Source organism: Streptomyces sp. NPDC041124, assembly GCF_055592385.1.
In genome coordinates this window covers 291698-317085 of sequence record NZ_JBVIYR010000002.1, presented here as the reverse complement: position 1 = coordinate 317085, position 25388 = coordinate 291698, and the positions used below count along the sequence as shown (strand labels likewise).

Sequence of the window (25388 nt, the reverse complement as noted above, 5' to 3'; positions counted from 1 at the left end):
CGTAGGGTCGTGACATGACGCGCAACGTGGTGATCAGTGGGGGCGGTACCGGGATCGGACTGGCGGCCGCGAGGGCGTTCGCCGCCGACGGGGACCAGGTGCTGCTGCTCGGCCGGCGCGGTGACGTGCTGGAGCGCGCGGACGTGCCGGGCGCCCTCACGTACGCGGCCGACCTGGCCGACCCGGAGTCCGTGCGGGGCGTCGCCGGCTTCGTCGGCCGGGAGCTCGGCGCGGTGGACGTACTGGTCCACAGCGCCGGCGGCAACGGTCTGCTGGAACCCCCGGTCGGCGGCGACGACCCGCTGGAGGCCGTCGCCCGCGAATGGACCGTCAACTTCCGGCTCAACGTGCTGACCGCCGTGCTCCTCACCGAAGCCCTGAGGGACCGTCTCGCCGAGCCGGGCGGGCGGGTGCTGTTCCTCAGCTCCATCGCCGCCTACCGGGGATCCGGGCGGGTGTCGTACGCGGCGGCCAAGGCGTCCCTGCACCCGTACGCGCACGACCTGGCCCGCCGGCTCGGCCCGCACGGCATCACCGTCAACGTGGTCGCGCCGGGCTATGTCGAGGACACCGCCTTCTTCGGCGACGGCATGGACGAGGAGCGGCGGGCCCGGCTGGTCGCGGAGACGTCGAACAAGCGGGCGGGGACGCCCGGGGACGTCGCGGCGACCCTGCACTGGCTCGCCTCCCCGGGCGCCGGACACATCACCTCGCAGATCGTCCAGGTCAACGGCGGTGCCGAGCGCGGCCACTGAGGGCCGCTCAGGACTCCCTCTGGTGCTGGTGCACCCTGCGGGCCGCCGGTATCCCGGGGCGATGGCCGTTGAGGTGGGGCGGCAGCACCGCGTCGGCCGCGTTGACCCGGGGCAGGGCGTAGGGGTGTTCGGCGGCCAGCCAGCGGATCATCTGCTCGCGGACCGTGACCCGCACCGTCCAGATGTCGTCGGCGTCCTTGGCCGTCGCCAGGGCCCGCACCTCCATGGTGCTCGGGGTGCTGTCCGTCACGGTCAGGTTGTAGGTGCGGCCGTCCCAGGCCGGGCACTCCCGCAGGATGTCGCGGAGTTTGTCGCGCATCGCGTCCAGCGGGGCGGAGTGGTCGAGGTGCCACAGCACGACGCCCGTCATCTGCGGTGTGCCGCGCGACCAGTTCTCGAACGGCTTGGACGTGAAGTACGACACCGGCATGGTGATCCGGCGCTCGTCCCAGGTGCGCACGGTCAGGAAGGTCAGGGTGATCTCCTCGACCGTGCCCCACTCGCCGTCCACGGTGACGGTGTCGCCGATGCGGACCATGTCGCCGAAGGCGATCTGCAGTCCGGCGAACATGTTGCCCAGGGTGGACTGGGCGGCGACACCGGCGACGATGCCGAGGATTCCGGCGGAGGCCAGCAGTGAGGCGCCGGCCGCGCGCATCGCGGGGAAGGTCAGCAGCATCGCCGCCACGGCCACCACTCCGACGACCGCCGTCACCACCCGCTGGATCAGCGTCACCTGGGTGCGCACCCGGCGGACCCGGGCGGGGTCCCGCTCGCGGTGGGTGCTGGCGTAGCGCGTGTACGAGGTCTCCACGACGGCGAGCGCGATCCGGACCGCCAGCCAGGCGGCCGACCCGATCAGCACCAGCGACAGGATCCTGCCGATGCCGACCTCGTGGTCGGGCAGCAGCCGGGCCTCGTCGTAGGAGCCTCTGAGCAGTGCCGTACAGATCACCAGCTGGTACGGGACGCGGGCACGGCGCAGCAGCCCCCACAGCGGCGTCTCGTGGTGGCGTTCGTCGGCCTTGCGCAGCAGCAGATCGGTGGCCCAGCCGAGCAGCAGCGTGAGCACGACCGAGCCGCCGACCACGATCAGTGGGCGGAGCACGTCATCCATGTCCCCGAACCTAACCGGCTCGGAGCGGGCATGAACATGTGACTTGCGCACGTTCGCGGGTACTGCCGCGATCCGGTCCCGTCACACCTGCTGGCACCATGGGCGGCATGAACATCATGCTCTTTCACTCGGCCTACGGACCGAGGCCCGCGGTGGCCGAGGCCGCCGGCCGGCTGCGCGCGGCCGGTCACGAGGTGTGGACGCCCGACCTGTTCGAGGGCCGTACGTTCGACTCGGTCGAGGAGGGCGTGGCGTACAAGGAGGCGACCGGCAAGGACGAACTGCTGAAGCGGGCCGTGCTGGCGGCGGCGCCCTACTCGGAGCGCGGGCTGGTGTACGCGGGGTTCTCCTTCGGAGCCTCGGTGGCCCAGACGCTGGCCCTCGGCGACGACAAGGCCCGCGGACTGCTCCTCCTGCACGGCACTTCGGACATCGCGGAGAACGCGGCGGTGGACGAGCTGCCGGTGCAGTTGCACGTCGCCGAGCCGGACCCGTTCGAGACCGACGACTGGCTCACCGCCTGGTACCTGCGGATGGGCCGGGCGGGAGCCGACGTCGAGGTGTACCGGTACGCGGGGGCGGGCCACCTCTACACCGACTCGGGGTTGCCGGACTACGACGAGGAGGCCGCCGAGGCCACCTGGCGGGTGGCTCTCGGCTTCCTCGACGCGCTGGAGGACTGACCGGGCGGGCGGGCCGGTCAGACGGGGTCGTACACGCGCTCGGCCTTCTGCGTACCGCTGCGGGTGCGGTAGGAGCGGGCCCAGGTGGCCGTGGCGTCCGCCCGTGTGCGGCTGGACAGCACGTAGTAGTCCATCTGCGCCCGCTCGGCGGTGACGTCCAGCACGCCGTATCCGTGGCGGTCGGTGTCGACCCAGTGGACGTGCCGGTTGGCGGCCCGGATCAGCGGGGCGGCGAGCGCCGTGACGGTGCCCTCGGGGACCTTGACGATGTCGTCGAGGTTGTCGGAGGTGACGGAGGTCACGACGAACTCCGTGGCGGCCGAGGGCGACAGCGGATAGGTGCCGGCGTTCACGGGCACGTCGTTGGCCCACGCCATGTGGATGTCGCCGGTGAGGAAGACCGTGTTGCGGATGGCGTTCGCCCGCAGGTGGGTGAGGAGTTCACGGCGGTCCGCGGTGTAGCCGTCCCACTGGTCGGTGTTGAGCGCGAGCCCCTCCTGCGGCAGGCCCAGCAGTTTCGCCAGCGGCTTCAGCACGCTCGCGGGCAGGGACCCCACGGCGAACGGCGAGATCATCACCGAGGTGCCGACCAGCCGCCAGGTGGTGTCGGAGGCCGTCAGGCCGGCCTTCAGCCAGTCCAGCTGGGCGCGTCCGGTGAGGGTGCGGTCCGGGTCGTCGACGTCGCCGTCGCCGGTCGAGACCTGCTGGGAGCGGAAGGAGCGCAGATCCAGCAGGGACAGGTCGGCGAGCCTGCCGAAGCGCAGCCGGCGGTAGGTGGTGCCGGCCAGCGCGGGACGCACCGGCATCCACTCGAAGTAGGCCTGCTTGGCGGCGGCCTGGCGCGTGGCCCAGGTGCCCTCCGCGCCCTCGGTGTGGTTCTCGGCGCCGCCCGACCAGGTGTCGTTGGCGATCTCGTGGTCGTCCCAGATGGCGATGACCGGCGCCGTGGCGTGCAGGGCCTGCAGATCCGGGTCGGTCTTGTACGTCCCGTGCCGGAGCCGGTAGTCGGCGAGGGTGACGATCTCGTGGGCGGGCGCGTGCGTGCGGACGGACTGGCCGCGGGTGCCGTACGCGCCGGCGGCGTACTCGTAGAGGTAGTCGCCGAGGTGCAGCCAGGCGTCCAGGTCGCCGCGGGCCGCGAGGTGGCGGTACGCCGAGAAGTGGCCGGCCTCCCAGTTGGAGCAGGACACCACCCCGAAGCGCAGACCGGTCACCGCGGCGTCGGCGGCCGGGGCGGTACGGGTGCGGGCCGCGGGGGAGTCGGTGGTGCCGGCGGAGAAGCGGAACCAGTAGTCGGTGGCCGGGCGCAGGCCGCGGATGTCCGCCTTGACGGTGTGGTCGGAGGCGGCGGTGGCGAGGGTCGAGCCCCGCGCGACGACGTCGGTGAACGCCTTGTCCCGGGCCACGGTCCAGCTCACCTCGGTGTCGGGGCCGAGCCCCGAGCCGGGTATCGCCTCCGGCACGGGCGTCACCCGGGTCCACAGCAGCACACCGTCCGGCAGCGGATCGCCGGAGGCGACACCGTGCAGGAAGGCGGGGCTCTGCTGGACCGCCCGGGCGGGCAGGGCCGCGGCGAGCGGGCCGGCCAGGACCGCGGTGGCGGCGGCCGCCTTGACGACCGTACGGCGGCGCGGGGAGAGGGAGTTGGCGTCCGGGGTGGCGGGGACGGCGCTGTCGGATGATCTGAGTCGACTGGTCACAGCCGACCAGGCTACTGACAGGTACACGCAAGAGCGGGCGAACCGAAAGAAGTTCGCCCGCTCTTCAGTGCGCCGTCAGCCGGCCAGGGTCAGCCCTTGAGGGCCTTGTCGACGGCCGTGGTGAAGTCCGCGGGGGTCATCGGGGTGTTCTGGCCGTCCGAGCCGGTGAGCTTCTTGCCGTCCATCATCAGGCTCGGCGTGCCCTCGACCTCGCTGTCGTCGAACGTGTCGGACATCTCCAGCGCCCACTTGTCGTAGGTGCCGTCCTTCACGGCCGCCTGGAACTCCTTGTTGCCCTTCAGGGCGTCCACGGAGTTCGCTATCTTGATCAGGTACGCGTCGTCCTTGAACTTGTCCTCCGACTCCTCCGGGTGGAACTCGGCCGAGTAGAGCGCGCTCTTGTACGCCAGGAACGCCTCGGGGCTGACGTTCAGGGCGGCGCCGAGGGCGCTCAGCGCGTTCTTGGAGCCCTCACCGGTCAGGTTGCGGTCGAGGAACGAGGCGCCGATGAAACGGACCTTGTACTTGCCGGCCTCGACGTCCTTCTCGATGGTCTCGCCGACCGACTGCTCGAACGTGGCGCAGATCGGGCAGCGCGGGTCCTCGTACAGCTCCAGCGTCTTCTTCGCCTCGGGCTTGCCGATGACCACGGTCGTGCCGTTCTCGCCACTGGAGTTGGCGGGCTTGACGAGCTTGTCGTCCGCCGCGGCCTCCCAGTAGTCGGGCTTGTTCGCCTGGACGACCGCGTAACCTATGCCGCCGGCCGCGGCCAGGACGCCCACGACCGACAGGGCGACCACGGCCTGCCGTTTGGCCTTCGCCTTCTTCGCCTGGCGCTCGCGCTCCTGGCGCAGGCGCTCCCGGGCCGCCGTCTTCGCTGCCTGGCTGTTCCGCTTGCTCATGGTGATGTCTCCACGGGGGACGCACACGGGGGTGTGCGGGATGTGTACAGGGGGGACTGCGGGTGCTCGGAGGTCCGCCTCAGACGGAGGCGGCGGAGCACGGCGGTCCGCGGCGTCCCAGGGAGTGCGCGAGGAGCAGGGTCCGGGCGACGGCGGTGCGCTGGGCCGGGGCCGCCGGACGGAGGATCTCCGGGGTCCGGCGTACGGACACCGCCGCGACCGCCAGCAGCAGCGGCCGGACCGCCGTCGAGGCGGTCGCCGCGACCGCGCTCAGCAGCTGGGCCAGCGCCCGCTCGCCCCGGCGCAGCCAGGCGGCGGCGAACAGGCCGACCCCGACGTGCGCGCCGAGCAGCAGCCAGGCGGTGGCCGGGTCGGCCTGGGAGACCAGCGCCGCCAACGGGTCGCCGCCCTCGGCGGCGGGCCCGGTGACCTGGGCGAGCGGCGCCCCCACGCTGGTGCCGTCGCCGCACAGCACGTCGAAGCCGACGGAGCGCAGCGGGCCCGCCACGGGGCCGCCCATGCGGCCGTAGCAGACGTGCTGGCCGGTGGTGAAGACCGTGTCGGCGGCCAGCTCCAGCGGGATGAGCAGCGCGGCGATCCGCCCGAAGGAACGCTCCCGGCCCGCCAGGGCGTACGCCAGGAGGAACACGGCGGCGGCGACGGCGACCACCGTGTTCAACGGCAGCGGAGCCCCGGACAGCAGCACGTGCGACGCGGCACTGAGCGTCACGACGACTGCCGTGAACAGCGCCGCGCGTACGGCTCTGAGCTGGGTTCCGGATATGTCCATGGCGGGAACGAGTGTGTCACGTGCTCCGGTAAGGGGTCCCTAAAGGGTCCCTGTGAATGTGCGGAAGGTTACAGCCCTGGAATCCTGCCGTTGCGGAACAGGTCCAGGAAGGTCTGGTGGTCGGCCCGGGCGCGGGCGCCGTAGGTGTGGGCGAAGTCCACCAGGAGCGGGGCCAGGGAGTCCTCGTCGGCGGCGATCGCGGCGTCGATGGCGCGCTCGGTGGAGAACGGCACCAGGGACTCGCCGGAGGTGTCGTCTGCCGCCGCGTGCATGGCCGCGGTGGCCCGGCCGAGGTCGGCGACGACCAGGGCGATCTCCTCCGGGTCGTCGATGTCGCCCCAGTCCAGGTCCACGGCGTACGGCGAGACCTCGGCGACCAGCTGCCCCGAGCCGTCCAGCTCGGTCCAGCCCAGCCACGGGTCGGCGTGCGCCTGGAGGGCCCGCTGGGAGATCACCGTGCGGTGCCCCTCGTGCTGGAAGTAGTCGCGGATCGCCGGGTCGGTGATGTGCCGGGAGACCGCCGGGGTCTGGGCCTGCTTGATGTAGATCACCACGTCGTTCTCCAGGGCGTCGCTGTGCCCCTCCAGCAGGATGTTGTACGACGGCAGTCCCGCCGAGCCGATGCCGATGCCGCGACGGCCCACGACGTCCTTCACACGGTAGGAGTCGGGACGGGCCAGCGAGGCGTCCGGCAGCGTCTCCAGGTAGCCGTCGAAGGCGGCGAGCACCTTGTAGCGGGTGGCGGCGTCCAGCTCGACCGCGCCGCCGCCGGGCGCGAAGCGGCGCTCGAAGTCGCGGATCTCGGTCATCGAGTCCAGCAGCCCGAAGCGGGTCAGCGAGCGGGCGTCGCGCAGCGCGTCCAGCAGCGGCCCCTGGGCGGTGTCCAGGGTGAACGGCGGCACCTCGTCGCTCTTCGCGCCGGTGGCCAGCGCGTGGATCCGCTCCCGGTAGGCGGCCGCGTAGACCGTGACCAGCTCGCCGATCTGCCCGTCGCTGAGCGCCTTGGCGTAGCCGATCAGCGCCACCGAGGCGGCGAAGCGCTTGAGGTCCCAGGTGAAGGGGCCGACGTAGGCCTCGTCGAAGTCGTTGACGTTGAAGACCAGGCGGCCGTTGGAGTCCATGTACGTGCCGAAGTTCTCCGCGTGCAGATCGCCGTGGATCCACACCCGGGAGGTGCGCTCGTCCAGATAGGGACCGCCGCGCTTCTCCGCGTCCAGGTCGTGGTAGAAGAGGCTCGCCGTCCCGCGGTAGAAGGCGAAGGCCGAGGCGGCCATCTTCCGGAACTTCACCCGGAAGGCGGCCGGGTCGGCGGCCAGGAGCTCGCCGAACGCGGTGTCGAGGACGGCGAGGATCTCCTCGCCGCGGTGCTCGTCGTTGAGCTGCGGGACCGACATCGCTGTGTGCCTCCAGGTGCGGGATGTCTCGGGACGGCTGGTCCGTCCCCCGTCCTAACGTGTGGCGGGGCACGGGAGTGCCCGTGCCCCGCCCGGAGGTACCTCGCCACGGGCGCCGGGTGTCGGTGCCGGGGCATAGACTTCGACGCTGTCCCCCGGACTGTCCGCCCACCCGTCGCCGTGAGCCCTCCCGTCACCCCCGCAGCGAGGCGCTCCGCGCCACAGCGTTCACCTTTGGAGGCCGCACCGTGTCGAAGCCGCCGTTCACGCACCTGCACGTCCACACCCAGTACTCGCTGCTGGACGGTGCCGCGCGGCTGAAGGACATGTTCGACGCCTGCAACGAGATGGGCATGTCGCACATCGCCATGTCCGACCACGGCAACCTGCACGGGGCGTACGACTTCTTCCACTCCGCGCAGAAGGCCGGGGTCACCCCGATCATCGGGATCGAGGCGTACGTCGCCCCCGAGTCCCGGCGCAACAAGCGCAAGATCCAGTGGGGCCAGCCGCACCAGAAGCGCGACGACGTCTCCGGCTCCGGCGGTTACACCCACAAGACGATGTGGGCGGTGAACAGCACCGGCCTGCACAATCTCTTCCGGCTCTCCTCCGACGCCTACGCCGAGGGCTGGCTGCAGAAGTGGCCCCGGATGGACAAGGAGACCATCTCCCAGTGGTCCGAGGGCATCGTGGCCTCCACCGGCTGCCCCTCCGGCGAGGTCCAGACCCGGCTGCGCCTCGGCCACTTCGACGAGGCACTCAAGGCCGCCGCCGACTACCAGGACATCTTCGGCAAGGACCGGTACTTCCTGGAGCTGATGGACCACGGCATCGACATCGAGCACCGGGTCCGCGACGGACTGCTGGAGATCGGCAGGAAGCTCGGCATCCCCCCGCTGGTCACCAACGACTCGCACTACACCTACGCGCACGAGGCGACCGCCCACGACGCGCTGCTGTGCATCCAGACCGGCAAGAACCTCTCCGACCCCGACCGCTTCCGCTTCGACGGCACCGGCTACTACCTCAAGTCCACCGACGAGATGTACGCCATCGACTCCTCGGACGCCTGGCAGCAGGGCTGCGCCAACACCCGGCTGATCGCCGAGATGGTCGACACCACGGGCATGTTCGTCAAGCGCGACCTGATGCCGAAGTTCGACATCCCGGAGGGCTACACCGAGGTCACCTGGTTCCAGGAGGAGGTCCGCCGGGGCATGGCCCGCCGCTTCCCCGGCGGCATCCCCGAGGACCGCCAGAAGCAGGCCGAGTACGAGATGGACGTCATCATCCAGATGGGGTTCCCGGGCTACTTCCTCGTGGTGGCCGACTTCATCATGTGGGCCAAGAACCAGGGCATCGCCGTCGGCCCCGGCCGAGGCTCCGCGGCCGGTTCGATCGTGGCGTACGCGATGGGCATCACCGACCTCGACCCGATCCCGCACGGCCTGATCTTCGAGCGGTTCCTCAACCCCGAGCGCGTCTCCATGCCCGACGTCGACATCGACTTCGACGAGCGCCGGCGCGTCGAGGTGATCCGGTACGTGACGGAGAAGTACGGCGCCGACAAGGTCGCCATGATCGGCACCTACGGCAAGATCAAGGCGAAGAACGCCATCAAGGACTCCGCGCGCGTGCTGGGCTACCCGTACGCCATGGGCGACCGGCTCACCAAGGCCATGCCCGCCGACGTCCTCGGCAAGGGCATCGACCTCGACGGCATCACCAACCCCTCGCACCCGCGGTACAACGAGGCCGGCGAGATCCGGGCGATGTACGAGAACGAGCCGGACGTGAAGAAGGTCATCGACACCGCCAAGGGCGTCGAGGGCCTCGTGCGGCAGATGGGCGTGCACGCGGCCGGCGTGATCATGTCCAGCGAACCCATCGTCGACCACGCCCCGATCTGGGTGCGGCACACCGACGGCGTGACCATCACGCAGTGGGACTACCCCCAGTGCGAGTCGCTGGGCCTGCTGAAGATGGACTTCCTGGGCCTGCGCAACCTCACGATCATGGACGACGCCATCAAGATGGTGAAGGCCAACAAGGGCATCGACCTGGAGATGCTCTCCCTCCCGCTGGACGACCCCAAGACCTTCGAACTGCTCTGCCGCGGCGACACCCTCGGCGTCTTCCAGTTCGACGGCGGCCCGATGCGCTCGCTGCTCCGCCAGATGCAGCCCGACAACTTCGAGGACATCTCCGCCGTCTCGGCCCTCTACCGGCCGGGCCCGATGGGCATGAACTCGCACATCAACTACGCGGAGCGCAAGAACGGCCGCCAGGAGATCACCCCGATCCACAAGGAACTGGAGGAGCCGCTCCAGGAGGTGCTGTCGGTCACCTACGGCCTGATCGTCTACCAGGAGCAGGTGCAGAAGGCCGCCCAGATCATCGCGGGCTACTCGCTCGGCGAGGCCGACATCCTCCGCCGCGTGATGGGCAAGAAGAAGCCCGACGAGCTGGCGAAGAACTTCGTCCTCTTCCAGGAGGGCGCCCGCAAGAACGGCTACAGCGACGAGGCGATCCAGGCGCTGTGGGACGTGCTGGTCCCCTTCGCCGGCTACGCCTTCAACAAGGCCCACTCCGCCGCGTACGGGCTGGTGTCGTACTGGACCGGCTACCTCAAGGCCAACTACCCGGCCGAGTACATGGCCGCGCTCCTCACCTCCGTCAAGGACGACAAGGACAAGTCGGCGGTCTACCTCAACGAGTGCCGCCGCATGGGCATCAAGGTGCTCCCGCCCAACGTCAACGAGTCCGAGTCGAACTTCGCCGCCCAGGGCGACGACGTGATCCTCTTCGGCCTGTCGGCGGTGCGCAACGTCGGCACCAACGTCGTCGAGTCGATCATCAAGTCCCGCAAGGCGAAGGGGAAGTACGCCTCCTTCCCGGACTACCTCGACAAGGTCGAGGCGGTCGTCTGCAACAAGCGCACCACCGAGTCGCTGATCAAGGCGGGCGCCTTCGACTCCATGGGCCACACCCGCAAGGGCCTCACCGCCCAGTACGAGCCGATGATCGACAACGTGGTCGCGGTCAAGCGCAAGGAGGCCGAGGGGCAGTTCGACCTCTTCGGCGGCATGGGCGAGGAGGAGACCAGCGAGCCGGGCTTCGGCCTCGACGTCACCTTCACCGACGACGAGTGGGACAAGACCTACCTGCTCGCGCAGGAGCGGGAGATGCTCGGTCTCTACGTCTCCGACCACCCGCTGTTCGGTCTGGAGCACGTGCTGTCCGACAAGGCCGACGCGGGCATCTCCCAGCTCACCGGCGGAGACTTCGGCGACGGCGCGGTGGTCACCATCGGCGGCATCATCTCGGGCCTCCAGCGCAAGATGACCAAGCAGGGCAACGCCTGGGCGATCGCCACCGTGGAGGACCTCGCCGGCTCCCTGGAGTGCATGTTCTTCCCCGCGACGTACCAGCTCGTCTCGACCCAGCTCGTCGAGGACGCCGTGGTGTTCGTCAAGGGGCGCCTCGACAAGCGGGAGGACGTGCCGCGCCTGGTCGCGATGGAGCTGATGATCCCCGACCTGTCCCACGCGGGTGCCAACGCACCCGTGGTGCTCACCATCCCGGCCACCCGCGTGACCCCGCCGATGGTCAGCCGGCTCGGTGAGATCCTCACGCACCACAAGGGCGACAGCGAGGTGCGGATCAAGCTCCAGGGGCCGACGAAGACGACGGTGCTGCGCCTGGACCGGCACCGCGTCAAGCCCGACCCGGCCCTGTTCGGCGACCTGAAGGTCCTGCTCGGACCGGCCTGCCTCGCGGGTTAGGGCCCGTCGCGGCGGCCGTGGGCCGCCGCCCCCGAACGATCGAGGGGCGCACCCTGAGGTGGGTGCGCCCCTCGTCATCTGCCCGGACCGCAACGGCCCGTCACACGGATGTCAGTTGTGGCCGAAGCGCTTCTGCCGGCCCTTGCCCGGGCCGACCTCGCCCGGCACGACCTGCGTGGTGCGCTGCTCGTCGGGCGTCTCCATCGCGGACGGCTGCGCCGCGCGGCGGGCGGGCTCGGCCTGGGACTGCTTACGGTCACGGTTCTTGTTCTTGGCCATGGTGGTTGCCTCCTGTGGGGGACTAGGGGCCAGGGCCGGATTCAGATTCACACAGCCCGATAACCCGCGCATGTCGGACAATTACCGTGGGTGACCGGGGTGGTCGGGGAAGGAAGGGGGGAAACGCCACGCCGAAGATCGAGTTCGGGCCGTTAACCCCGGCGAGGTCGGGCAGACTCGAAGCAAGCCCGAAGCAAACCTCCCGGAAAGAGGGTGGACCGCGTGGACCGCTGCATCGTCCTGGTGGACGCCGGGTATCTGCTGGGGGCCGCCGCCAGTCTCCTCGCCGGGGAACCGTCGCGGTCCCGCATCACCGTGGACCACGCGGCCCTCATCCAGGGACTGCGCGACCGCGCCGAGAACGACACGCGTCAGCCGCTGCTGCGCATCTACTGGTTCGACGGCGCCCCCGACCGCGTCCCGCAGCCCGAGCACCGCCGCCTGCGCGTGATGCCCCGGGTCACCGTCCGGCTCGGCGCGCTCACCCGCAGCGACGGGCGCTGGGCGCAGAAGGGCGTCGACGCGGCGATGCACGCCGAACTGACCGAACTCGCCCGCAATCGCGCCTGTTCCGACATCGTGCTGGTCACCGGCGACGGCGATCTGCTGCCCGGCATGATGGCCGCGAAGGAACACGGCGTCGCCGTCCACCTGTGGGCGGTGCAGGCCGCCGACGGCGACTACAACCAGTCCGAGGACCTGGTCGCCGAGGCCGACGAACGCCGGGTGCTGGACCGGGCGTGGATCACCCGGGCCGTACGGGCCAAGGAGCTCGCCGGGGTGTGCGCGCCGCCGCCCGTGCCGCGCCCCGAGATCGCCGCGATCCTCTCCGCCCCGCTGCCGGACTCCGCGCTCGCCGAACGCACCGCGCAGGAGCCGCGGCACCCGGCCTCCGCGCACAACGGCACCGCGGAGCGGACGTCCACGGCGAAGGGCGTCCCCACCCCGAAGGACCTGGCGGCCCTGCGCGGCCCGGGCGCCCAGCAGCCCCAGCAGCCGTCCTCCGCGACACTGCGGTGGTCCTCCGACAAGGGCTGGGTCGACCGGCCCGCCGCCGAGCCGCCCGAGGCCGCCTCCATGCCGACGCTGGCCCAGCTGACCACGGCGGAGCAGCGCTGGGCCGACCGCGAGGAGGACATCACCACCGTCGGTGGTGACCCCTTCGAGGTGGGGCAGGTCTTCGCCCGGCGCTGGGTGGAGCGGCTCGGCGACCAGAGCCACATCCAGAAACTGTCCGGCATGTACCCCCGCATCCCGCACCGGGTCGACGGGGAGCTGCTGCGCTACGCGGCCCGCTTCGGCCTCCTCGCCCACAAGGACGACCAGATCGACGAGCGCGACCGCTACGCCATCCGGGCGGGCTTCTGGCGGGAACTCGACCTGCGCACGGGCACGGAACGGGCTCCCGCCGGGGAGTGAGCGGCGCGCCCCGGTCAGCCCTGGTCGCCGAGCTCGGTGAAGAGGGTCAGCTGGAGTGCGCCCGGTGCCTCCAGGCGCGCGTTCAGGGAGTTCCAGGGGGTGCGGGTCGGTTCGGCGACCACCTCGGCTCCGGCGGCGGCCAGCTTCGCCGTGGTGGCGGCGGAGTCGTCGACCTGGAAGGCGACCCGGACATGACCGGCCACCCGGCGCCCGACCTCGACCTCGTCGATGAAGGCGGCGTGGTGCGGATCGGTCAGTTCCAGGGTGGCCCGGCCCGCCTCGAGGATGGTGACCCTGCCGCCGGGTGAGGAGAACGCCGCGCGCTCGGGCAGTCCCAGGACGTCGCGGTAGAAGCGCAGCGCGGCGTCGTAGTCGTCGGCGGTGACCACCAGCCGCAGCTCGCGGACGGCGGGTTCGTCGGTCATGTCGGCTCCTCGAAGACCGTTCGGGCGGGACGACCGGTGAACACGGTGTGCGACCGGATGATTCCCCGCAGTCCACGGGTCGCGGCCGGCGTGTCCGGTGCGTCCGGTGCGTCCCCTCCCGGCGGGCGCCGCGCAAGGGCGCCCCGAGGACGGGCCGGGCTTCCCGACCCCGTAGGCTCGTCCCTTGTGAATACGCGCGCGGCACAGGGCTCCCGGCACGGCGGTGATGTCGTGTGCGTGGTGCGCGGACTGACCAAGACCTACCCGGCGGTGCGCGGCCGGCGCGGTGTTCCCGCGACGCCCGAGGTCCGGGCCACCGACGACGTGGCGCTCGACATCCGGCGCGGTGAGATCTTCGGCCTGCTCGGGCCGAACGGCGCCGGCAAGTCCACCCTCGTGCGCCAGCTGACCGGACTGATGCGGCCCGACCGCGGCAGCGTCGGGATCCTCGGCCACGACATCGTGCGCCACCCCGAGCGGGCCTCGCGCATCCTCGCCTACCTGGGCCAGGAGTCCACCGCCCTCGACGACCTCACCGTGTCCCTCGCCGCCGAGACCACCGGCCGGCTGCGCGGCCTCGACGCACGCCGGGCGCGGGCGGAACGGGACGACGTCCTGGACGAACTGGGGCTCGCCCCGCTCGCCGGGCGCCCGCTGCGCAAGCTCTCCGGAGGCCAGCGCAGACTCGCCTGCTTCGCCGCCGCGCTGGTGGGGTGGCGGCCGCTGCTGGTGCTCGACGAGCCCACCACCGGCATGGACCCGGTGGCCCGGCGCGCGGTGTGGTCGGCCGTCGACCGGCGCCGCGCCGAGCACGGCGCGACCGTCCTGCTGGTCACCCACAACGTCATCGAGGCCGAGACCGTCCTCGACCGGGTCGCGGTGCTCGACCGCGGCCGGGTCATCGCCTGCGACACCCCGTCCGGGCTCAAGGAGCAGGTCGCCGGAGAGGTCCGGGTCGACCTGGTGTGGCGCGAGGCCGCGCCGCTGCACGTGCCCGAGGTCGCCGCGCTGCGCGACCGCGTCGTCGCGTCCGGCCGCCGCTGGACCCTGCGGCTGGCGCCGGAGGAGGCCCGTACGGTCGTCGCCACCGTCACCGGCGGTGCCGCCTTCGCGGCCCTGGACGACTTCACGCTGGCCACGCCCAGCCTGGAGGACGTCTACCTCGCGCTCGGCGGTGCCGTACGACAGGGTCTGGTGAAGGCGTGAGCACACGGGCCGTGTCATCCGTACGGAACGGGGCGGGTGCCCGCGCGCATCCGGGTGAAGCTCCGAGCGAAGGAGAGCAGCACGACGTGAGTGCCGTACCCGCCGATGTCCTGCCGGGCGGTGCCCTGACCGCGGAGGCGGCCGCGCCGGAAACGGCCGAACTCGGCCCCCGGGCACGGCTGTGGCCGTCGCTGGCGGCCGTGTACCGGGCGCAGCTGTCCCGGGCCCGGGTCGCGCGGATCCCGCTGCTGTTCGTGGCGACCTTCCAGTCGGTCGGCATCATGATCCTGATGCGCGGGGTCGTGGACGGCGGCGGTGAGGCTCGGGCCGTGGTCGCCGGCTCGGCGGTGCTGGTCGTCGCGTTCGTCGCGCTGAACCTCCTCGCCCAGTACTTCGGCCAGCTGCGGGCCGGCGGCGGACTCGACCACTACGCGACCCTGCCGGTGCCGCCGGCGGCGGTGGTGCTGGGCGCGGCCGGCGCGTACGCCTCGTTCACCGTGCCGGGCACCGTCGTGACCGCCGTCTTCGGCTGCGCGCTGTTCGGGCTGCCGCTGGCGCACCTGTGGATCCTGATCGCGGTGATCCCCCTCGCGGGCGCCGCGCTGGCCGGGCTCGGAGCGGCGCTCGGCCTGCTGGCGCCCCGGCCGGAACTGGCCACGCTCCTCGGCCAGCTCGGCATGTCCGCCGCGCTGCTGCTGGGCGTGCTGCCGCCGGAGCGGATGCCCGAGGCGGTGCGCCTGGCCCGCGACCTGCTGCCGTCGACGTACGGCGTCGAGGCGTTCGCGCGGACGTTCGCGCCGCACCCCGACTGGGCCCTCGTGCTCGGTGACCTCGCCGTGTGCGGGGCCGTCGGGATGCTCTCGCTGGCCGTGGCGACCTGGGCGTACCGCAGGGCAGCCGTCCGGTGACGCGCCGCACGGCCGGGCCTGGCACGATGGCAGGGTGAGCGCTCCCCTGACACCTCCACCGCCCCCGCACGAGCATTCCGCCCGGGACCCGTGGCAGCCGCCGTCCGACCCGGCCGCGGAGACCTCGGACGGGCACGCCGGGAAGTCCGGGTATCCCCGGCACGGCTGGTGGGACGACCAGGACGGACCCGGGATGAAGCAGGAACTGCGGGAGGCCGCGGTGACCCTGGTGGCGGTGGCGCTCGGCGGGCTGCTGCTCGGAGTGCTGTGGTGGTGGCTGGCACCGCGCGTGCCGCTGGTGGGCGAGGTGGCCGGCGGCAACTGGGCCGTCTACCTCAAGGACTCCGAGGGCGAGCAGGGCATCGGGGTGGACGGGACGTTCACGCTGCTCGCGCTGGGGTTCGGCGCGGTGAGCGCGCTCGTCGTGTTCCTGGTGCGGCGGCGGGGCGGTGTGCCCCTGGTGGTGGCGCTCGCCGCGGGCGGGCTGCTGGGGTCGGTGCTGGCCTGGCGGCTCGGGGTGTGGCTGGGGCCGGCGGAGGACGTGATGGCGCAGGCCCGGAGCGTGGGGCGGGGCGTCACCTTCGACGCGCCGTTGCAGCTGAGCGCGAAGGGCGCGCTGCTGGCGTGGCCGTTCGCGGGGCTGGTGCTGCACCTGGGGCTGACGAGCCTGTTCGGACCGCGGGACCCGGAGGACCTCCCGCCGGATCCGCACGTGCCGGGAACCGGGGCCTAGTTCCGGGGCCGGCCCGGGGGCGTGGCCGCGGCGGTCGCCCTGTGGCGGCCCGGCGCCCGGGTGTGCGGGGCATCGCGACTGCTCGGGGGAGTGCCGCCCAGGGCGTCGCCAGGGGCCCTCGTCGGAGGCTGCGCATCTGCGGGGGGTGTCCCGCGGGCCCTCTCCGCTCCCGGCTTCGTTCGAGCAGGGGAATTCCCCCTACGCCCCGGCGGCACGGGTGCTGCCGGAGGGCGCGTGCCGCGGGTCGGGCGGGGCGGCGGCGTGGGCGGTGTCCGGCTGTTCCCGCGCGCGGCGAGTCGCGCGACCGGTCGTGGCCAAAGCCGGGTGTGCCCCGCGCGAGGACGGGTTCGGCACGGCGTGTGCCTGCCCCCGGCCGGGGAGGCGCGGGCGTCCCCGGCCGGGGGCAGGCACGCGCGCCGAGCCGTCAGACGCGTCCGATGGGGGCCAGGACGGCGGAGGTCAGGTCGGTCAGGTCGGCCGGGGAGAGTTCGACCTCCAGGCCGCGCCGCCCGGCCGAGACGCAGATCGTCCCGTGCCGCGTGGCCGACGCGTCCAGGACCGTCGGCAGCCTCCTGCGCTGGCCCAGCGGTGAGATCCCGCCCCGCACGTATCCGGTGGTGCGTTCCGCCAGGGCCGGGTCGGCCATCGCCGCCCGCTTGCCGCCGACCGCCGACGCGAGCGCCTTCAGGTCGAGTTGGCCCGCCACCGGCACCACCGCCACCGTCAGCGTCCCGTCGACGTCCGCCACCAGTGTCTTGAACACCCGCTCCGGTGCGACGCCCATCGCCTCGGCGGCCTCCTCGCCGTAGGAGGGATGGGACGGATCGTGGTCGTAGGAGTGCACCGTGAACGGCACCCCGGCCGCCGTGAGCGCCACCGTCGCGGGCGTTCCCCCCGGCTGCTGCTTCCTGGACTTCTTCGCCATTGCGGCCGTCACCCCGGACAGTCGTACGTCAGTTGAGACTCATCGGGCCGCGCGTCAGCTCCGACGCGGGCAACGAGGGCAGATTACGGATGATCGCCGTCTCGGTGCGAAGGAGTTTCAGTTCGTCCCGCAGCCGCGACGCGGTGTCCGGCGCCTGGAGCAGGCGCTGCCGCGTCGGCGTGTCCAGCATCATCGCCGCGGCGACCAGGTAGGAGACCACGCCCGGCTCGTCCGGCAGGTCCGCGCCGGTCGCCAGCGACCGCTCCCGTGCCCCCGCGAGGCGCTTCTGGTACTGGCGGAACGACCGCAGCACCCCCTCCGCCAGCGCTCCCGGCTCGTCGCCGGGTTCCTCCTCCAGCGGTTCCAGTTCGGCCGTCAGGAACGGCCCCGAGGCGTCGACCGACAGCAGCCGCACCCGGGTCGTCCCGGTCGCCAGCACCTCGAAGGTGCCGTCGGCCCGCTCCCGGACCGTCGCCGCGTCGGCCACACAGCCCACCTTGTGGAAGGCGCGCAGCGGATCGCTGCCGAAGCCCGCCGCCGGGCCCCGCTCGGGCTCGGCCGTCGGATCGGGCATCCCGGGGGCGGTCCGCGCCACCTCGTGGCCGTCGCGGATCGCCACGACGGCGAACCGGCGTGGCTCGTCCTCCGGCGTCTTCAGCAGCTCGCGCATCATGGCGCGGTAGCGCTCCTCGAAGACGTTGAGCGGGAGCACGAGCCCCGGGAACAGCACCGTGTTCAGGGGGAAGAGCGGAAGCCGGACGGTGGTCACAGGGCAAAAGCCTAATGGGCGCCGGAGCGGAGTCGTCCGCCCCGCCCGCGGTCCGCACGGCCGGGGACCGGGACGGACCCGCCGGAACCGGGCCCCCGGACACCGGACGCGACCGCGGCGCCCACGGCCCGGCGCACCTCCAGGAACCGGCCCAGCGGGTCCTCCGCGTCCCGGTCCCAGGGGAACGACGTGGCGTACGGGCCGGTCAGCCGCAGCTGCTCCAGGGCGTCCGGCCAGCGCTCCAGCCGGACCAGGACGTACGTCAGCAGGTTGCGCAGCTCGGCCGGCCAGGACTGGCCCGCGGGCAGCCGCGCGGACAACGCGACGGCGCGGTCGGCCGCGGCCTCCAGCCGTGCGCGCGGCACCTCGGGACCGCAGCCGTCGGTCAGGTAGCCGAAGGCCGCCCGCAGCGGCAGCGCCTGCGTGAGCGAGGCCTCCGGCGCGTCCTGGGCGGCCCGGTCGGCGAAGTCGAGGCACTCCCGGTGCGAGCCGTGCCAGGAGGACGCCAGATAGCGCAGGGCCGCCACATGGCACCCGTGGTGGTGCGGGGCGCGCCGCACGGCCGCGGCCCACAGCTCCTCGACGTAGGTGTGGCCGGCCCGCGTGCCCCGTGCGTGGTCCAGGGCCAGCCGCCAGGGCACCGGGTCGCGGTGGTCCGCCCGGGCGGCGGCCGTGATCAGCGGGCTCACCTCGCGCAGCAGCTCACCGCGCGCCGGTGCGTCCCAGGCGCGGTCCACCGCCCGCTGGGCGTCCACGACGGCGGCGTCCGGGTCGAGCGGGGCGAGCGCGCGCCAGGTGTCCAGCCATCCGGGGCGCGCGCGGGCGAACGCGGCCAGGCCCCGTACGTACCGGTCGCGGTGGTCCCAGGCGCCCGTGCGCCGGGTGGCCGCGAGCAGCTCCGCGGCGGGCCCGTGGTTGCCGCCCGCCGCGCCGACCAGCGCCGGGCCGAGGACGTCGTCCGGCGCGTCGAGCAGCACCTCGTCGTCACCGGGCAGGACGAGGGGGACGGGGGAGGCGGCGCCCGTCGACTTTCCTCGCGCCCGGGACGTACGGGTGAACGCGTGCAGCAGAGCCATGGTGTCGACCATTGAAAGACCGCAGGTCACAGCGGCGCCAGAGCGCACACGGAAGTCACGGAAAGTTGTACGCGGGCCGGTCAAGCCCCGGTAAAAAGCAGACGGTCCCTCAGGGAGCCCATCCCTCAGGAAACACCGGACCACGGCTGCTTCACCCGCCCCGCGGGTCGCGCGCGGGCGGACTATGTGCGCCGCAGCGTCCGGGTCGCACCCGCCGCCACCGTGGTCGCCAGGATCCATCCGAGCAGGATGAACGCGGCCGACAGCCACTGCCAGCCGCCGCGCAGCTGCCAGAAGCCCACCTGCCCCAGATCGATCACCGGCAGCAGCAGGTCCAGCGCGAACAGGGCGGGGTTCCAGGCCGGATGCTCACCGCTCTTCAGCGGCGGGTGGTGGGAGTTCGCGAAGGCCAGCGAACCGGCCGCCCACAGCACCGCCATCCACACCGCCGCCCGGCCCGGACGGTACCCGTAGGCGACGGTCCAGTCCTGCGCGTACCCCCACAGCTTGGCCGCGAGCGGCAGGCTCTCGCGGCGCCGGCGCTGCTTGGCGAGCAGCACCTCCCGGGCGTCCTCGTCCTCCCCGCCCTCCCGCAGCACGGCGGCCAGCCGCTCGTACGGCTCCGGGTTGTACTCGGCGCTCGCCGCGTCCACCCAGCGCAGCCGCAGCCCCAGCGGGAACGGACCGCGCGGTACCAGGTTCTCGTAGGTGAAGCCGCCCATGTGCAGCCGGCCGGGGCCCGGCCAGCTGTCCGCCCGGTCCACCAGGTTCACCACCCGCGCCCCCGACAGCACCACCCGGCCGCGCGCCGGCCGCTCGCCGAGGAAGCGCAGCTCCGGCGTCTGCACCCGGCGCAGCGACAGCTCCTGCTCGTCGGTGAGGACGAACCGGGCCCCCTCGCAGTCGACCGCGTCCCCGAACCGCCCGTCGTCCAGCCGCACCCCGCCCCGGCACTCGAACCGCTGGATCCTCGTCCCGCGGGCCGGCGTCATCCCGCTGCGCGCCTGGGCACCGACGCCCGCCGGGGTCAGGTACAGCGTGCGCTCGACGGTGAGCTGCGGCGCGTTCAGCGCGAGCCGGGTCTGCGAGTTGCCCAGCCGCGCGCCCCGCAGGCTCAGCGACACGCCGATCGTCGCGCTGCGCAGGCTCAGCTCGCCGTGCGACTCCAGCATCTCCGCCTGGAAGTCCTGCCCGACGCTCATCCCGTCCGCGGCGATCGAGCGGCCGTTGCGGTCCCGGTGCACGACCGCCTGGTTGAGCAGCAGATCCGTACCGATCCGCGCGTCGGTCAGCCGGATGCCGCCCAGGAACCGGCAGCGCGGCAGGTGCAGGTCGCCCTCGGTGTGCAGCCGGGCCGCCTCCAGACGGGGCACGGCGCAGTCGACCATCCGCAGGGTCGTGAAGCGGCTCTCCGGCAGCAGCACCTCCCGCTCGAAGCGGCAGCCGCGCAGCTCCCAGTAGGGCGCCACCGTGCCCCCGGCCAGGTCGAGCACGCCGCTGATCCGCACCCCGACGAGCTTCAGCGACGACACCCGGCCCGCCAGCGCGGGCGGGCCGTCCAGGAGCAGCCAGCACACCACCCGCGCCCGGACGGTGCGCTCCGGACCCCACGGATGCCCGCCGTGCGGATCGTCGGCCACCGTGTCGCCGCTGCTCAGGTCGTACACGCTGCCGTTGCGGAAGGCCTGCCACATGCCGGCCTCCGCGGCGGTCAGGTCCTCCGGCGGCTCCGCGCCGCCCGGTCGCGTCCCGTGGGTCACGGACCTCCCCTCCTCCTCACCTACCCGTCGGTTCGTCCCTTCGTACAACCGGTGATGCCCGGTACGGTGACCCGCTGAACACGGAAAGTGAAGGGGATCTCGAAAATGTGCGCGGACCGTCACCGTGAGGGGTCCGTATCAGCCACTGGAACGGGCGGACGGCCCACGGCCGGGGTCTGAGACAATTGAGCACGTGATCTCACGAATCGATCTGCGCGGTGACGCCCTCCCCGAGGGTGCCGCCCTGCGCGACCTGCTGCCCCGAGCCGACTTCGACGTCGCGGCCGCCCTGGACAAGGTGCGGCCCATCTGCGAGGACGTGCATCATCGGGGCGACGCGGCGCTGATCGACTACGCCGAGCGCTTCGACGGCGTGAAGCTGGACCGGGTACGGGTCCCGGCCGAGGCGCTCACCCGCGCCCTGGAGGAGCTCGACCCGGCCGTGCGCGCGGCCCTGGAGGAGTCCATCCGGCGCGCCCGGCTCGTCCACCGCGAGCAGCGCCGCACCACGCACACCACCCAGGTCGTGCCAGGCGGCACGGTCACGGAGAAGTGGGTGCCGGTCGACCGCGTGGGGCTGTACGCGCCGGGCGGCCGGGCCGTCTACCCCTCCTCCGTGATCATGAACGTGGTGCCCGCCCAGGAGGCCGGCGTCCCGTCCCTCGCGCTCGCCTCCCCGGCCCAGGCCGACTTCGGCGGACTTCCGCACCCCACGATCCTCGCCGCCTGCGCCCTGCTCGGCGTCGACGAGGTCTACGCGGCGGGCGGCGCCACCGCCGTCGCCATGTTCGCCCACGGGACGGAGTCCTGCCCGCCCGCGAACCTGGTGACGGGCCCCGGCAACATCTGGGTCGCCGCCGCCAAGCGCTACTTCACCGGGAAGATCGGCATCGACGCCGAGGCCGGCCCCACCGAGATCGCGATCCTCGCGGACTCCACGGCCGACCCGGTGCACGTGGCCTCCGACCTGATCAGCCAGGCCGAGCACGACCCGCTGGCCGCCGCCGTCCTCGTCACCGACTCCGCGGAGCTCGCGGACGCGGTGGAGAGGGAACTGAAGCCGCAGGTCGAGGCCAGCAAGCACACCGAGGAGCGGATCGTCCCGGCCCTGTCCGGCCGCCAGTCCGCGATCGTCCTGGTCGACGGCGTCGAGGAGGGTCTGCGCGTCGTCGACGCCTACGGCGCCGAGCACCTGGAGATCCAGACCGCCGACGCCGCCGCGGTCGCCGACCGGGTGCGCAACGCGGGCGCGATCTTCGTCGGCCCCTGGGCCCCGGTCTCCCTCGGCGACTACGCCGCCGGCTCCAACCACGTGCTGCCCACCGGCGGTTGCGCCTGCCACTCCTCGGGGCTGTCCGTGCAGTCCTTCCTGCGCGGCATCCACATCGTCGACTACACCGAGGACGCGCTGGCCGAGGTCGCGCACCACGTGGTGACGCTGGCGGAGGCGGAGGACCTGCCCGCGCACGGCGCGGCGATCAAGGCGAGGTTCGGCTGGAAGGTGCCTGAGAACAAGTGAGTTTCGGAATCGACGACCTCCCCGTACGGGACGAGCTGCGCGGCAAGTCCCCCTACGGCGCGCCCCAGCTGGACGTCCCCGTACGGCTGAACACCAACGAGAACCCCTACCCGCTGCCCGAGCCGCTGGTCGAGCGGATCACCGAGCGGGTCCGCGAGGCCGCCCGGCACCTCAACCGCTACCCGGACCGGGACGCGGTCGAACTGCGCACCGCGCTGGCCGCCTACCTGACGAGGACCGCCGGCCACCCGGTGGGCGCCGAGAACGTCTGGGCGGCCAACGGCTCCAACGAGGTCATCCAGCAGCTGCTGCAGACCTTCGGCGGGCCGGGCCGCAGCGCGATCGGTTTCGAGCCGTCGTACTCGATGCACGGCCTCATCTCGCGCGGCACCGGCACCGGCTGGATCTCCGGGCCCCGCAACGAGGACTTCACCATCGACCTCGCCGCCGCCGAGAAGGCGATCGCCGAGCACCGGCCCGACGTCGTCTTCGTCACCACCCCCAACAACCCCACCGGTAACGCGGTCCCCGCGTCCGCCGTCGTCGCGCTGTACGAGGCCGCCCAGGCGGCGGGGCCGTCGATGGTGGTCGTGGACGAGGCATACGTCGAGTTCAGCCACGGCGGCTCGCTGCTCCCGCTGCTCGACTCGCGCCCGAACCTGGTGATCTCCCGCACCATGTCGAAGGCGTTCGGCGCGGCGGGCCTGCGCCTCGGCTACCTGGCCGCGCACCCGGCCGTCGTCGATGCCGTCCAGCTGGTGCGGCTGCCGTACCACCTGTCGGCGATCACCCAGGCGACCGCGCTGGCCGCCCTGGAACACACCGACACGCTGCTGGGTTACGTCGAGCAGCTGAAGACCGAGCGCGACCGGCTGGTCGCCGAACTGCGCGCGACCGGCTACGACGTCACCGAGTCCGACGCCAACTTCGTCCAGTTCGGCAGGTTCGAGGACTCCCACGCCGCGTGGCGCGAGATCCTCGACCGGGGCGTGTTGGTCCGGGACAACGGCGTACCGGGATGGCTGCGGGTCACCGCGGGCACCCCGGCCGAGAACGACGCGTTCCTCGACGCGGTACGTGAGATCAAGAAGGAGCAGAGCGCATGAGCCGCGTTGGACGCGTGGAACGCACCACCAAGGAAACGTCCGTCCTCGTCGAGATCGACCTCGACGGCACCGGGAAGACCGAGATCTCCACCGGGGTCGGCTTCTACGACCACATGCTGGACCAGATCGGCCGGCACGGTCTGTTCGACCTGACCGTGAAGACCGAGGGCGACCTGCACATCGACTCCCACCACACCATCGAGGACACCGCCCTCGCCCTCGGCGCCGCCTTCAAGCAGGCGCTCGGCGACAAGGTGGGCATCTACCGCTTCGGCAACTGCACGGTCCCGCTGGACGAGTCCCTCGCCCAGGTCACCGTCGACCTGTCCGGCCGCCCCTACCTCGTGCACACCGAGCCCGAGAAGATGGCGCCGATGATCGGCGAGTACGACACCACGATGACCCGGCACATCCTGGAGTCCTTCGTCGCCCAGGCCCAGGTCGCCCTGCACGTGCACGTGCCCTACGGCCGCAACGCGCACCACATCGTGGAGTGCCAGTTCAAGGCCCTCGCCCGCGCCCTGCGCTACGCGTCCGAGCGCGACCCGCGCGCGGCCGGCATCCTGCCCTCCACGAAGGGCGCCCTGTAGAGCATGAACGGTCTGTCCACCGTCCTGATCGTCGTCGGCCTGTTCTTCGTCGGCGGGATCATCTCCTTCGTCAAGCAGAAGATGCCCACGAGCCTCGTCGTGCTGCTCTCGATCGGCGCCGTGCTGTGCATCGGCACGGGCCTTCTGTACCTGGAGGTGTGAGCCCTTGAGCACCGCCAAGAAGGTCGTGGTCTTCGACTACGGCTTCGGCAACATCCGTTCCGCCGAGCGTGCCCTCGCCCGCGCGGGAGCCGACGTCGAGATCACCCGTGACTTCGACACGGCCATGAACGCCGACGGCCTGCTGGTGCCCGGCGTCGGCGCCTTCGCCGCCTGCATGAAGGGCCTCAAGGAGGCCCGCGGCGACTGGATCGTCGACCGCCGGCTCTCCGGCGGCCGCCCGGTCATGGGCATCTGCGTCGGCATGCAGATCCTCTTCGCCCGCGGCATCGAGCACGGCGTGGAGAGCGAGGGCCTCGACGAGTGGCCCGGCTCCGTCGAGCCGCTCCAGGCCGAGGTCGTGCCCCACATGGGCTGGAACACCGTGGACGCCCCGGCCGGCTCCGAGCTGTTCGCCGGCCTCGACGCGGACGCCCGCTACTACTTCGTGCACTCCTACGCCGTCCACGACTGGACCCTTCAGACGACGAACCCGGCGATGCGCGCCCCGCTGGTCACCTGGTCCACCCACGGCAAGCCCTTCGTCGCCGCCGTCGAGAACGGCGCCCTGTGGGCGACGCAGTTCCACCCCGAGAAGTCCGGCGACGCCGGTGCCCAGCTCCTCACCAACTGGATCGGAACCCTGTAGAGACATGGCCAAGCTCGAACTCCTCCCCGCCGTCGACGTCCGCGACGGCCAGGCCGTCCGCCTCGTGCACGGCGAGTCCGGGACCGAAACGTCCTACGGCTCCCCCCTGGAGGCCGCGCTCGCCTGGCAGCGCTCCGGCGCCGAGTGGCTGCACCTGGTCGACCTCGACGCCGCCTTCGGCACCGGCGACAACCGCGCGCTGATCGCCGAGGTCGCCGGGGCCATGGACATCAAGGTGGAGCTGTCCGGCGGCATCCGCGACGACGACACCCTCGCCGCCGCCCTCGCCACCGGCTGCACCCGCGTCAACCTCGGTACCGCCGCCCTGGAGACCCCCGAGTGGGTCGCCAAGGTCATCGCCGAGCACGGCGACAAGATCGCCGTCGGCCTCGACGTGCGCGGCACCACCCTGCGCGGCCGCGGCTGGACCCGCGACGGCGGTGACCTCTACGAGACGCTGGACCGCCTCAACAAGGAGGGCTGCTCCCGCTACGTCGTCACCGACATCGCCAAGGACGGCACCCTCCAGGGCCCCAACCTGGAGCTGCTGAGGAACGTCTGCGCCGCCACCGACCGCCCGGTCGTCGCCTCCGGCGGCGTCTCCTCCCTGGACGACCTGCGGGCCATCGCCGAGCTCGTCCCGCTGGGCGTCGAGGGCTCCATCGTCGGCAAGGCCCTGTACGCCAAGGCGTTCACCCTGGAAGAGGCCCTGGAGGCCACGTCGTGAAGAAGGACA

24 protein-coding genes are annotated in these 25388 nt (G+C 72.4%); 13 read left to right on the top strand and 11 right to left on the bottom strand.

Annotated features, from left to right (window positions below):
* The first annotated feature begins 14 nt into the window (after positions 1–14).
* The gene (locus tag ACZ6A9_RS05850) at positions 15–755 is read left to right on the top strand and encodes an SDR family NAD(P)-dependent oxidoreductase (protein WP_468979075.1); all 741 of its coding nucleotides are present in this window, start codon (positions 15–17) and stop codon (positions 753–755) included.
* Positions 756–762: 7 nt separating this feature from the next.
* On the opposite strand, the gene ACZ6A9_RS05845 is transcribed toward ACZ6A9_RS05850, so the two are convergent.
* The gene (locus ACZ6A9_RS05845) at positions 763–1872 is read right to left on the bottom strand and encodes a mechanosensitive ion channel family protein (RefSeq protein WP_468979072.1); all 1110 of its coding nucleotides are present in this window, start codon (positions 1870–1872) and stop codon (positions 763–765) included.
* Between the two features lie 107 nt (positions 1873–1979).
* Here ACZ6A9_RS05845 and ACZ6A9_RS05840 point away from each other — a divergent pair, with 107 nt between their 5' ends.
* On the top strand, positions 1980–2555 hold the full coding sequence (locus ACZ6A9_RS05840; protein WP_228968311.1) for a dienelactone hydrolase family protein: 576 nt from the start codon (positions 1980–1982) through the stop codon (positions 2553–2555).
* Between the two features lie 17 nt (positions 2556–2572).
* Here ACZ6A9_RS05840 and ACZ6A9_RS05835 read toward each other — a convergent pair whose 3' ends face one another.
* The 4 genes from ACZ6A9_RS05835 to ACZ6A9_RS05820 all read right to left on the bottom strand — a co-directional run bounded on the left by ACZ6A9_RS05835 (position 2573) and on the right by ACZ6A9_RS05820 (position 7341).
* Positions 2573–4255 (bottom strand): alkaline phosphatase D family protein, encoded by a 1683-nt coding sequence (locus ACZ6A9_RS05835; protein WP_468979068.1) that lies wholly within the window; start codon positions 4253–4255, stop codon positions 2573–2575.
* A gap of 89 nt (positions 4256–4344) precedes the next feature.
* Positions 4345–5157 (bottom strand): DsbA family protein, encoded by an 813-nt coding sequence (locus tag ACZ6A9_RS05830; protein WP_468979064.1) that lies wholly within the window; start codon positions 5155–5157, stop codon positions 4345–4347.
* A 79-nt stretch (positions 5158–5236) separates the two neighbouring features.
* The gene (locus ACZ6A9_RS05825) at positions 5237–5947 is read right to left on the bottom strand and encodes a hypothetical protein (RefSeq protein ID WP_468979063.1); all 711 of its coding nucleotides are present in this window, start codon (positions 5945–5947) and stop codon (positions 5237–5239) included.
* A 68-nt stretch (positions 5948–6015) separates the two neighbouring features.
* The gene (locus ACZ6A9_RS05820; protein ID WP_468979058.1) at positions 6016–7341 is read right to left on the bottom strand and encodes a DUF2252 domain-containing protein; all 1326 of its coding nucleotides are present in this window, start codon (positions 7339–7341) and stop codon (positions 6016–6018) included.
* 248 nt (positions 7342–7589) lie between these two features.
* Here ACZ6A9_RS05820 and dnaE point away from each other — a divergent pair, with 248 nt between their 5' ends.
* The gene (gene dnaE, locus ACZ6A9_RS05815) at positions 7590–11129 is read left to right on the top strand and encodes a DNA polymerase III subunit alpha (RefSeq protein ID WP_468979053.1); all 3540 of its coding nucleotides are present in this window, start codon (positions 7590–7592) and stop codon (positions 11127–11129) included.
* A 111-nt stretch (positions 11130–11240) separates the two neighbouring features.
* Here the strand turns inward: dnaE and ACZ6A9_RS05810 are convergent, their stop codons facing one another.
* Positions 11241–11408 (bottom strand): hypothetical protein, encoded by a 168-nt coding sequence (locus tag ACZ6A9_RS05810; protein WP_228968317.1) that lies wholly within the window; start codon positions 11406–11408, stop codon positions 11241–11243.
* 222 nt (positions 11409–11630) lie between these two features.
* Here ACZ6A9_RS05810 and ACZ6A9_RS05805 point away from each other — a divergent pair, with 222 nt between their 5' ends.
* A complete protein-coding gene (locus ACZ6A9_RS05805) occupies positions 11631–12827 on the top strand; it encodes an NYN domain-containing protein (RefSeq protein WP_468979044.1) in 1197 nt (398 codons plus the stop codon).
* Between the two features lie 14 nt (positions 12828–12841).
* Here ACZ6A9_RS05805 and ACZ6A9_RS05800 read toward each other — a convergent pair whose 3' ends face one another.
* Positions 12842–13252 (bottom strand): VOC family protein, encoded by a 411-nt coding sequence (locus tag ACZ6A9_RS05800; protein WP_468979040.1) that lies wholly within the window; start codon positions 13250–13252, stop codon positions 12842–12844.
* A gap of 231 nt (positions 13253–13483) precedes the next feature.
* Here ACZ6A9_RS05800 and ACZ6A9_RS05795 point away from each other — a divergent pair, with 231 nt between their 5' ends.
* From ACZ6A9_RS05795 to ACZ6A9_RS05785, 3 genes are all read left to right on the top strand, one after another.
* Complete coding sequence (locus ACZ6A9_RS05795; RefSeq protein WP_468980639.1) at positions 13484–14458, top strand: ABC transporter ATP-binding protein; 975 nt, start codon at positions 13484–13486, stop codon at positions 14456–14458.
* An 86-nt stretch (positions 14459–14544) separates the two neighbouring features.
* Positions 14545–15366 (top strand): ABC transporter permease, encoded by an 822-nt coding sequence (locus tag ACZ6A9_RS05790; protein WP_468979037.1) that lies wholly within the window; start codon positions 14545–14547, stop codon positions 15364–15366.
* 34 nt (positions 15367–15400) lie between these two features.
* On the top strand, positions 15401–16099 hold the full coding sequence (locus ACZ6A9_RS05785) for an AAA family ATPase (protein ID WP_468979033.1): 699 nt from the start codon (positions 15401–15403) through the stop codon (positions 16097–16099).
* 424 nt (positions 16100–16523) lie between these two features.
* Here ACZ6A9_RS05785 and ybaK read toward each other — a convergent pair whose 3' ends face one another.
* From ybaK to ACZ6A9_RS05765, 4 genes are all read right to left on the bottom strand, one after another.
* Complete coding sequence (ybaK, locus tag ACZ6A9_RS05780) at positions 16524–17024, bottom strand: Cys-tRNA(Pro) deacylase (RefSeq protein WP_468979029.1); 501 nt, start codon at positions 17022–17024, stop codon at positions 16524–16526.
* Between the two features lie 28 nt (positions 17025–17052).
* Positions 17053–17793, bottom strand: coding sequence for an LON peptidase substrate-binding domain-containing protein (locus ACZ6A9_RS05775; RefSeq protein WP_468979026.1), 741 nt, complete (start codon positions 17791–17793; stop codon positions 17053–17055).
* A gap of 11 nt (positions 17794–17804) precedes the next feature.
* Positions 17805–18881: a hypothetical protein gene (locus tag ACZ6A9_RS05770; RefSeq protein WP_468979024.1), complete on the bottom strand. Its 1077-nt coding sequence runs from the start codon at positions 18879–18881 to the stop codon at positions 17805–17807.
* Between the two features lie 170 nt (positions 18882–19051).
* Positions 19052–20629: an oxidoreductase gene (locus ACZ6A9_RS05765; RefSeq protein ID WP_468979021.1), complete on the bottom strand. Its 1578-nt coding sequence runs from the start codon at positions 20627–20629 to the stop codon at positions 19052–19054.
* Between the two features lie 193 nt (positions 20630–20822).
* Here ACZ6A9_RS05765 and hisD point away from each other — a divergent pair, with 193 nt between their 5' ends.
* Genes hisD through priA form a run of 6 tightly spaced genes read left to right on the top strand, consistent with a single transcriptional unit; the run spans position 20823 to position 25379 of the window.
* Entirely contained in the window at positions 20823–22148 is a 1326-nt protein-coding gene (gene hisD, locus ACZ6A9_RS05760; protein ID WP_468979019.1) for a histidinol dehydrogenase, read from the top strand.
* Positions 22145–23254, top strand: coding sequence for a histidinol-phosphate transaminase (locus ACZ6A9_RS05755; RefSeq protein ID WP_468979016.1), 1110 nt, complete (start codon positions 22145–22147; stop codon positions 23252–23254). The genes hisD and ACZ6A9_RS05755 overlap by 4 nt, the downstream gene beginning before the upstream one ends.
* Positions 23251–23844 carry an imidazoleglycerol-phosphate dehydratase HisB gene (gene hisB, locus ACZ6A9_RS05750; RefSeq protein ID WP_103540374.1) on the top strand — a complete coding sequence of 198 codons (594 nt, stop codon included), beginning with the start codon at positions 23251–23253 and terminating at the stop codon, positions 23842–23844. Before ACZ6A9_RS05755 ends, hisB begins: the two co-directional genes overlap by 4 nt.
* A gap of 3 nt (positions 23845–23847) precedes the next feature.
* Entirely contained in the window at positions 23848–24006 is a 159-nt protein-coding gene (locus ACZ6A9_RS05745; RefSeq protein ID WP_189555338.1) for a hypothetical protein, read from the top strand.
* A gap of 4 nt (positions 24007–24010) precedes the next feature.
* Positions 24011–24652, top strand: coding sequence for an imidazole glycerol phosphate synthase subunit HisH (hisH, locus tag ACZ6A9_RS05740; RefSeq protein WP_468979010.1), 642 nt, complete (start codon positions 24011–24013; stop codon positions 24650–24652).
* 4 nt (positions 24653–24656) lie between these two features.
* Positions 24657–25379 (top strand): bifunctional 1-(5-phosphoribosyl)-5-((5-phosphoribosylamino)methylideneamino)imidazole-4-carboxamide isomerase/phosphoribosylanthranilate isomerase PriA, encoded by a 723-nt coding sequence (gene priA, locus ACZ6A9_RS05735; RefSeq protein WP_468979005.1) that lies wholly within the window; start codon positions 24657–24659, stop codon positions 25377–25379.
* Positions 25380–25388: the final 9 nt, after the last annotated feature.

Excerpts from the sequence above, each read along its gene's own strand:
- ACZ6A9_RS05820 (WP_468979058.1), bottom strand. The coding sequence starts at position 7,341 with ATGTCGGTCCCGCAGCTCAACGACGAGCACCGCGGCGAGGAGATCCTC.
- hisB (WP_103540374.1), top strand. The coding sequence starts at position 23,251 with ATGAGCCGCGTTGGACGCGTGGAACGCACCACCAAGGAAACGTCCGTC.
- ACZ6A9_RS05845 (WP_468979072.1), bottom strand. The coding sequence starts at position 1,872 with ATGGATGACGTGCTCCGCCCACTGATCGTGGTCGGCGGCTCGGTCGTG.
- ybaK (WP_468979029.1), bottom strand. The coding sequence starts at position 17,024 with ATGGCGAAGAAGTCCAGGAAGCAGCAGCCGGGGGGAACGCCCGCGACG.
- ACZ6A9_RS05830 (WP_468979064.1), bottom strand. The coding sequence starts at position 5,157 with ATGAGCAAGCGGAACAGCCAGGCAGCGAAGACGGCGGCCCGGGAGCGC.
- ACZ6A9_RS05745 (WP_189555338.1), top strand. The coding sequence starts at position 23,848 with ATGAACGGTCTGTCCACCGTCCTGATCGTCGTCGGCCTGTTCTTCGTC.
- ACZ6A9_RS05840 (WP_228968311.1), top strand. The coding sequence starts at position 1,980 with ATGAACATCATGCTCTTTCACTCGGCCTACGGACCGAGGCCCGCGGTG.
- ACZ6A9_RS05770 (WP_468979024.1), bottom strand. The coding sequence starts at position 18,881 with ATGGTCGACACCATGGCTCTGCTGCACGCGTTCACCCGTACGTCCCGG.
- priA (WP_468979005.1), top strand. The coding sequence starts at position 24,657 with ATGGCCAAGCTCGAACTCCTCCCCGCCGTCGACGTCCGCGACGGCCAG.
- ACZ6A9_RS05825 (WP_468979063.1), bottom strand. The coding sequence starts at position 5,947 with ATGGACATATCCGGAACCCAGCTCAGAGCCGTACGCGCGGCGCTGTTC.
- ACZ6A9_RS05850 (WP_468979075.1), top strand. The coding sequence starts at position 15 with ATGACGCGCAACGTGGTGATCAGTGGGGGCGGTACCGGGATCGGACTG.
- ACZ6A9_RS05800 (WP_468979040.1), bottom strand. The coding sequence starts at position 13,252 with ATGACCGACGAACCCGCCGTCCGCGAGCTGCGGCTGGTGGTCACCGCC.
- ACZ6A9_RS05810 (WP_228968317.1), bottom strand. The coding sequence starts at position 11,408 with ATGGCCAAGAACAAGAACCGTGACCGTAAGCAGTCCCAGGCCGAGCCC.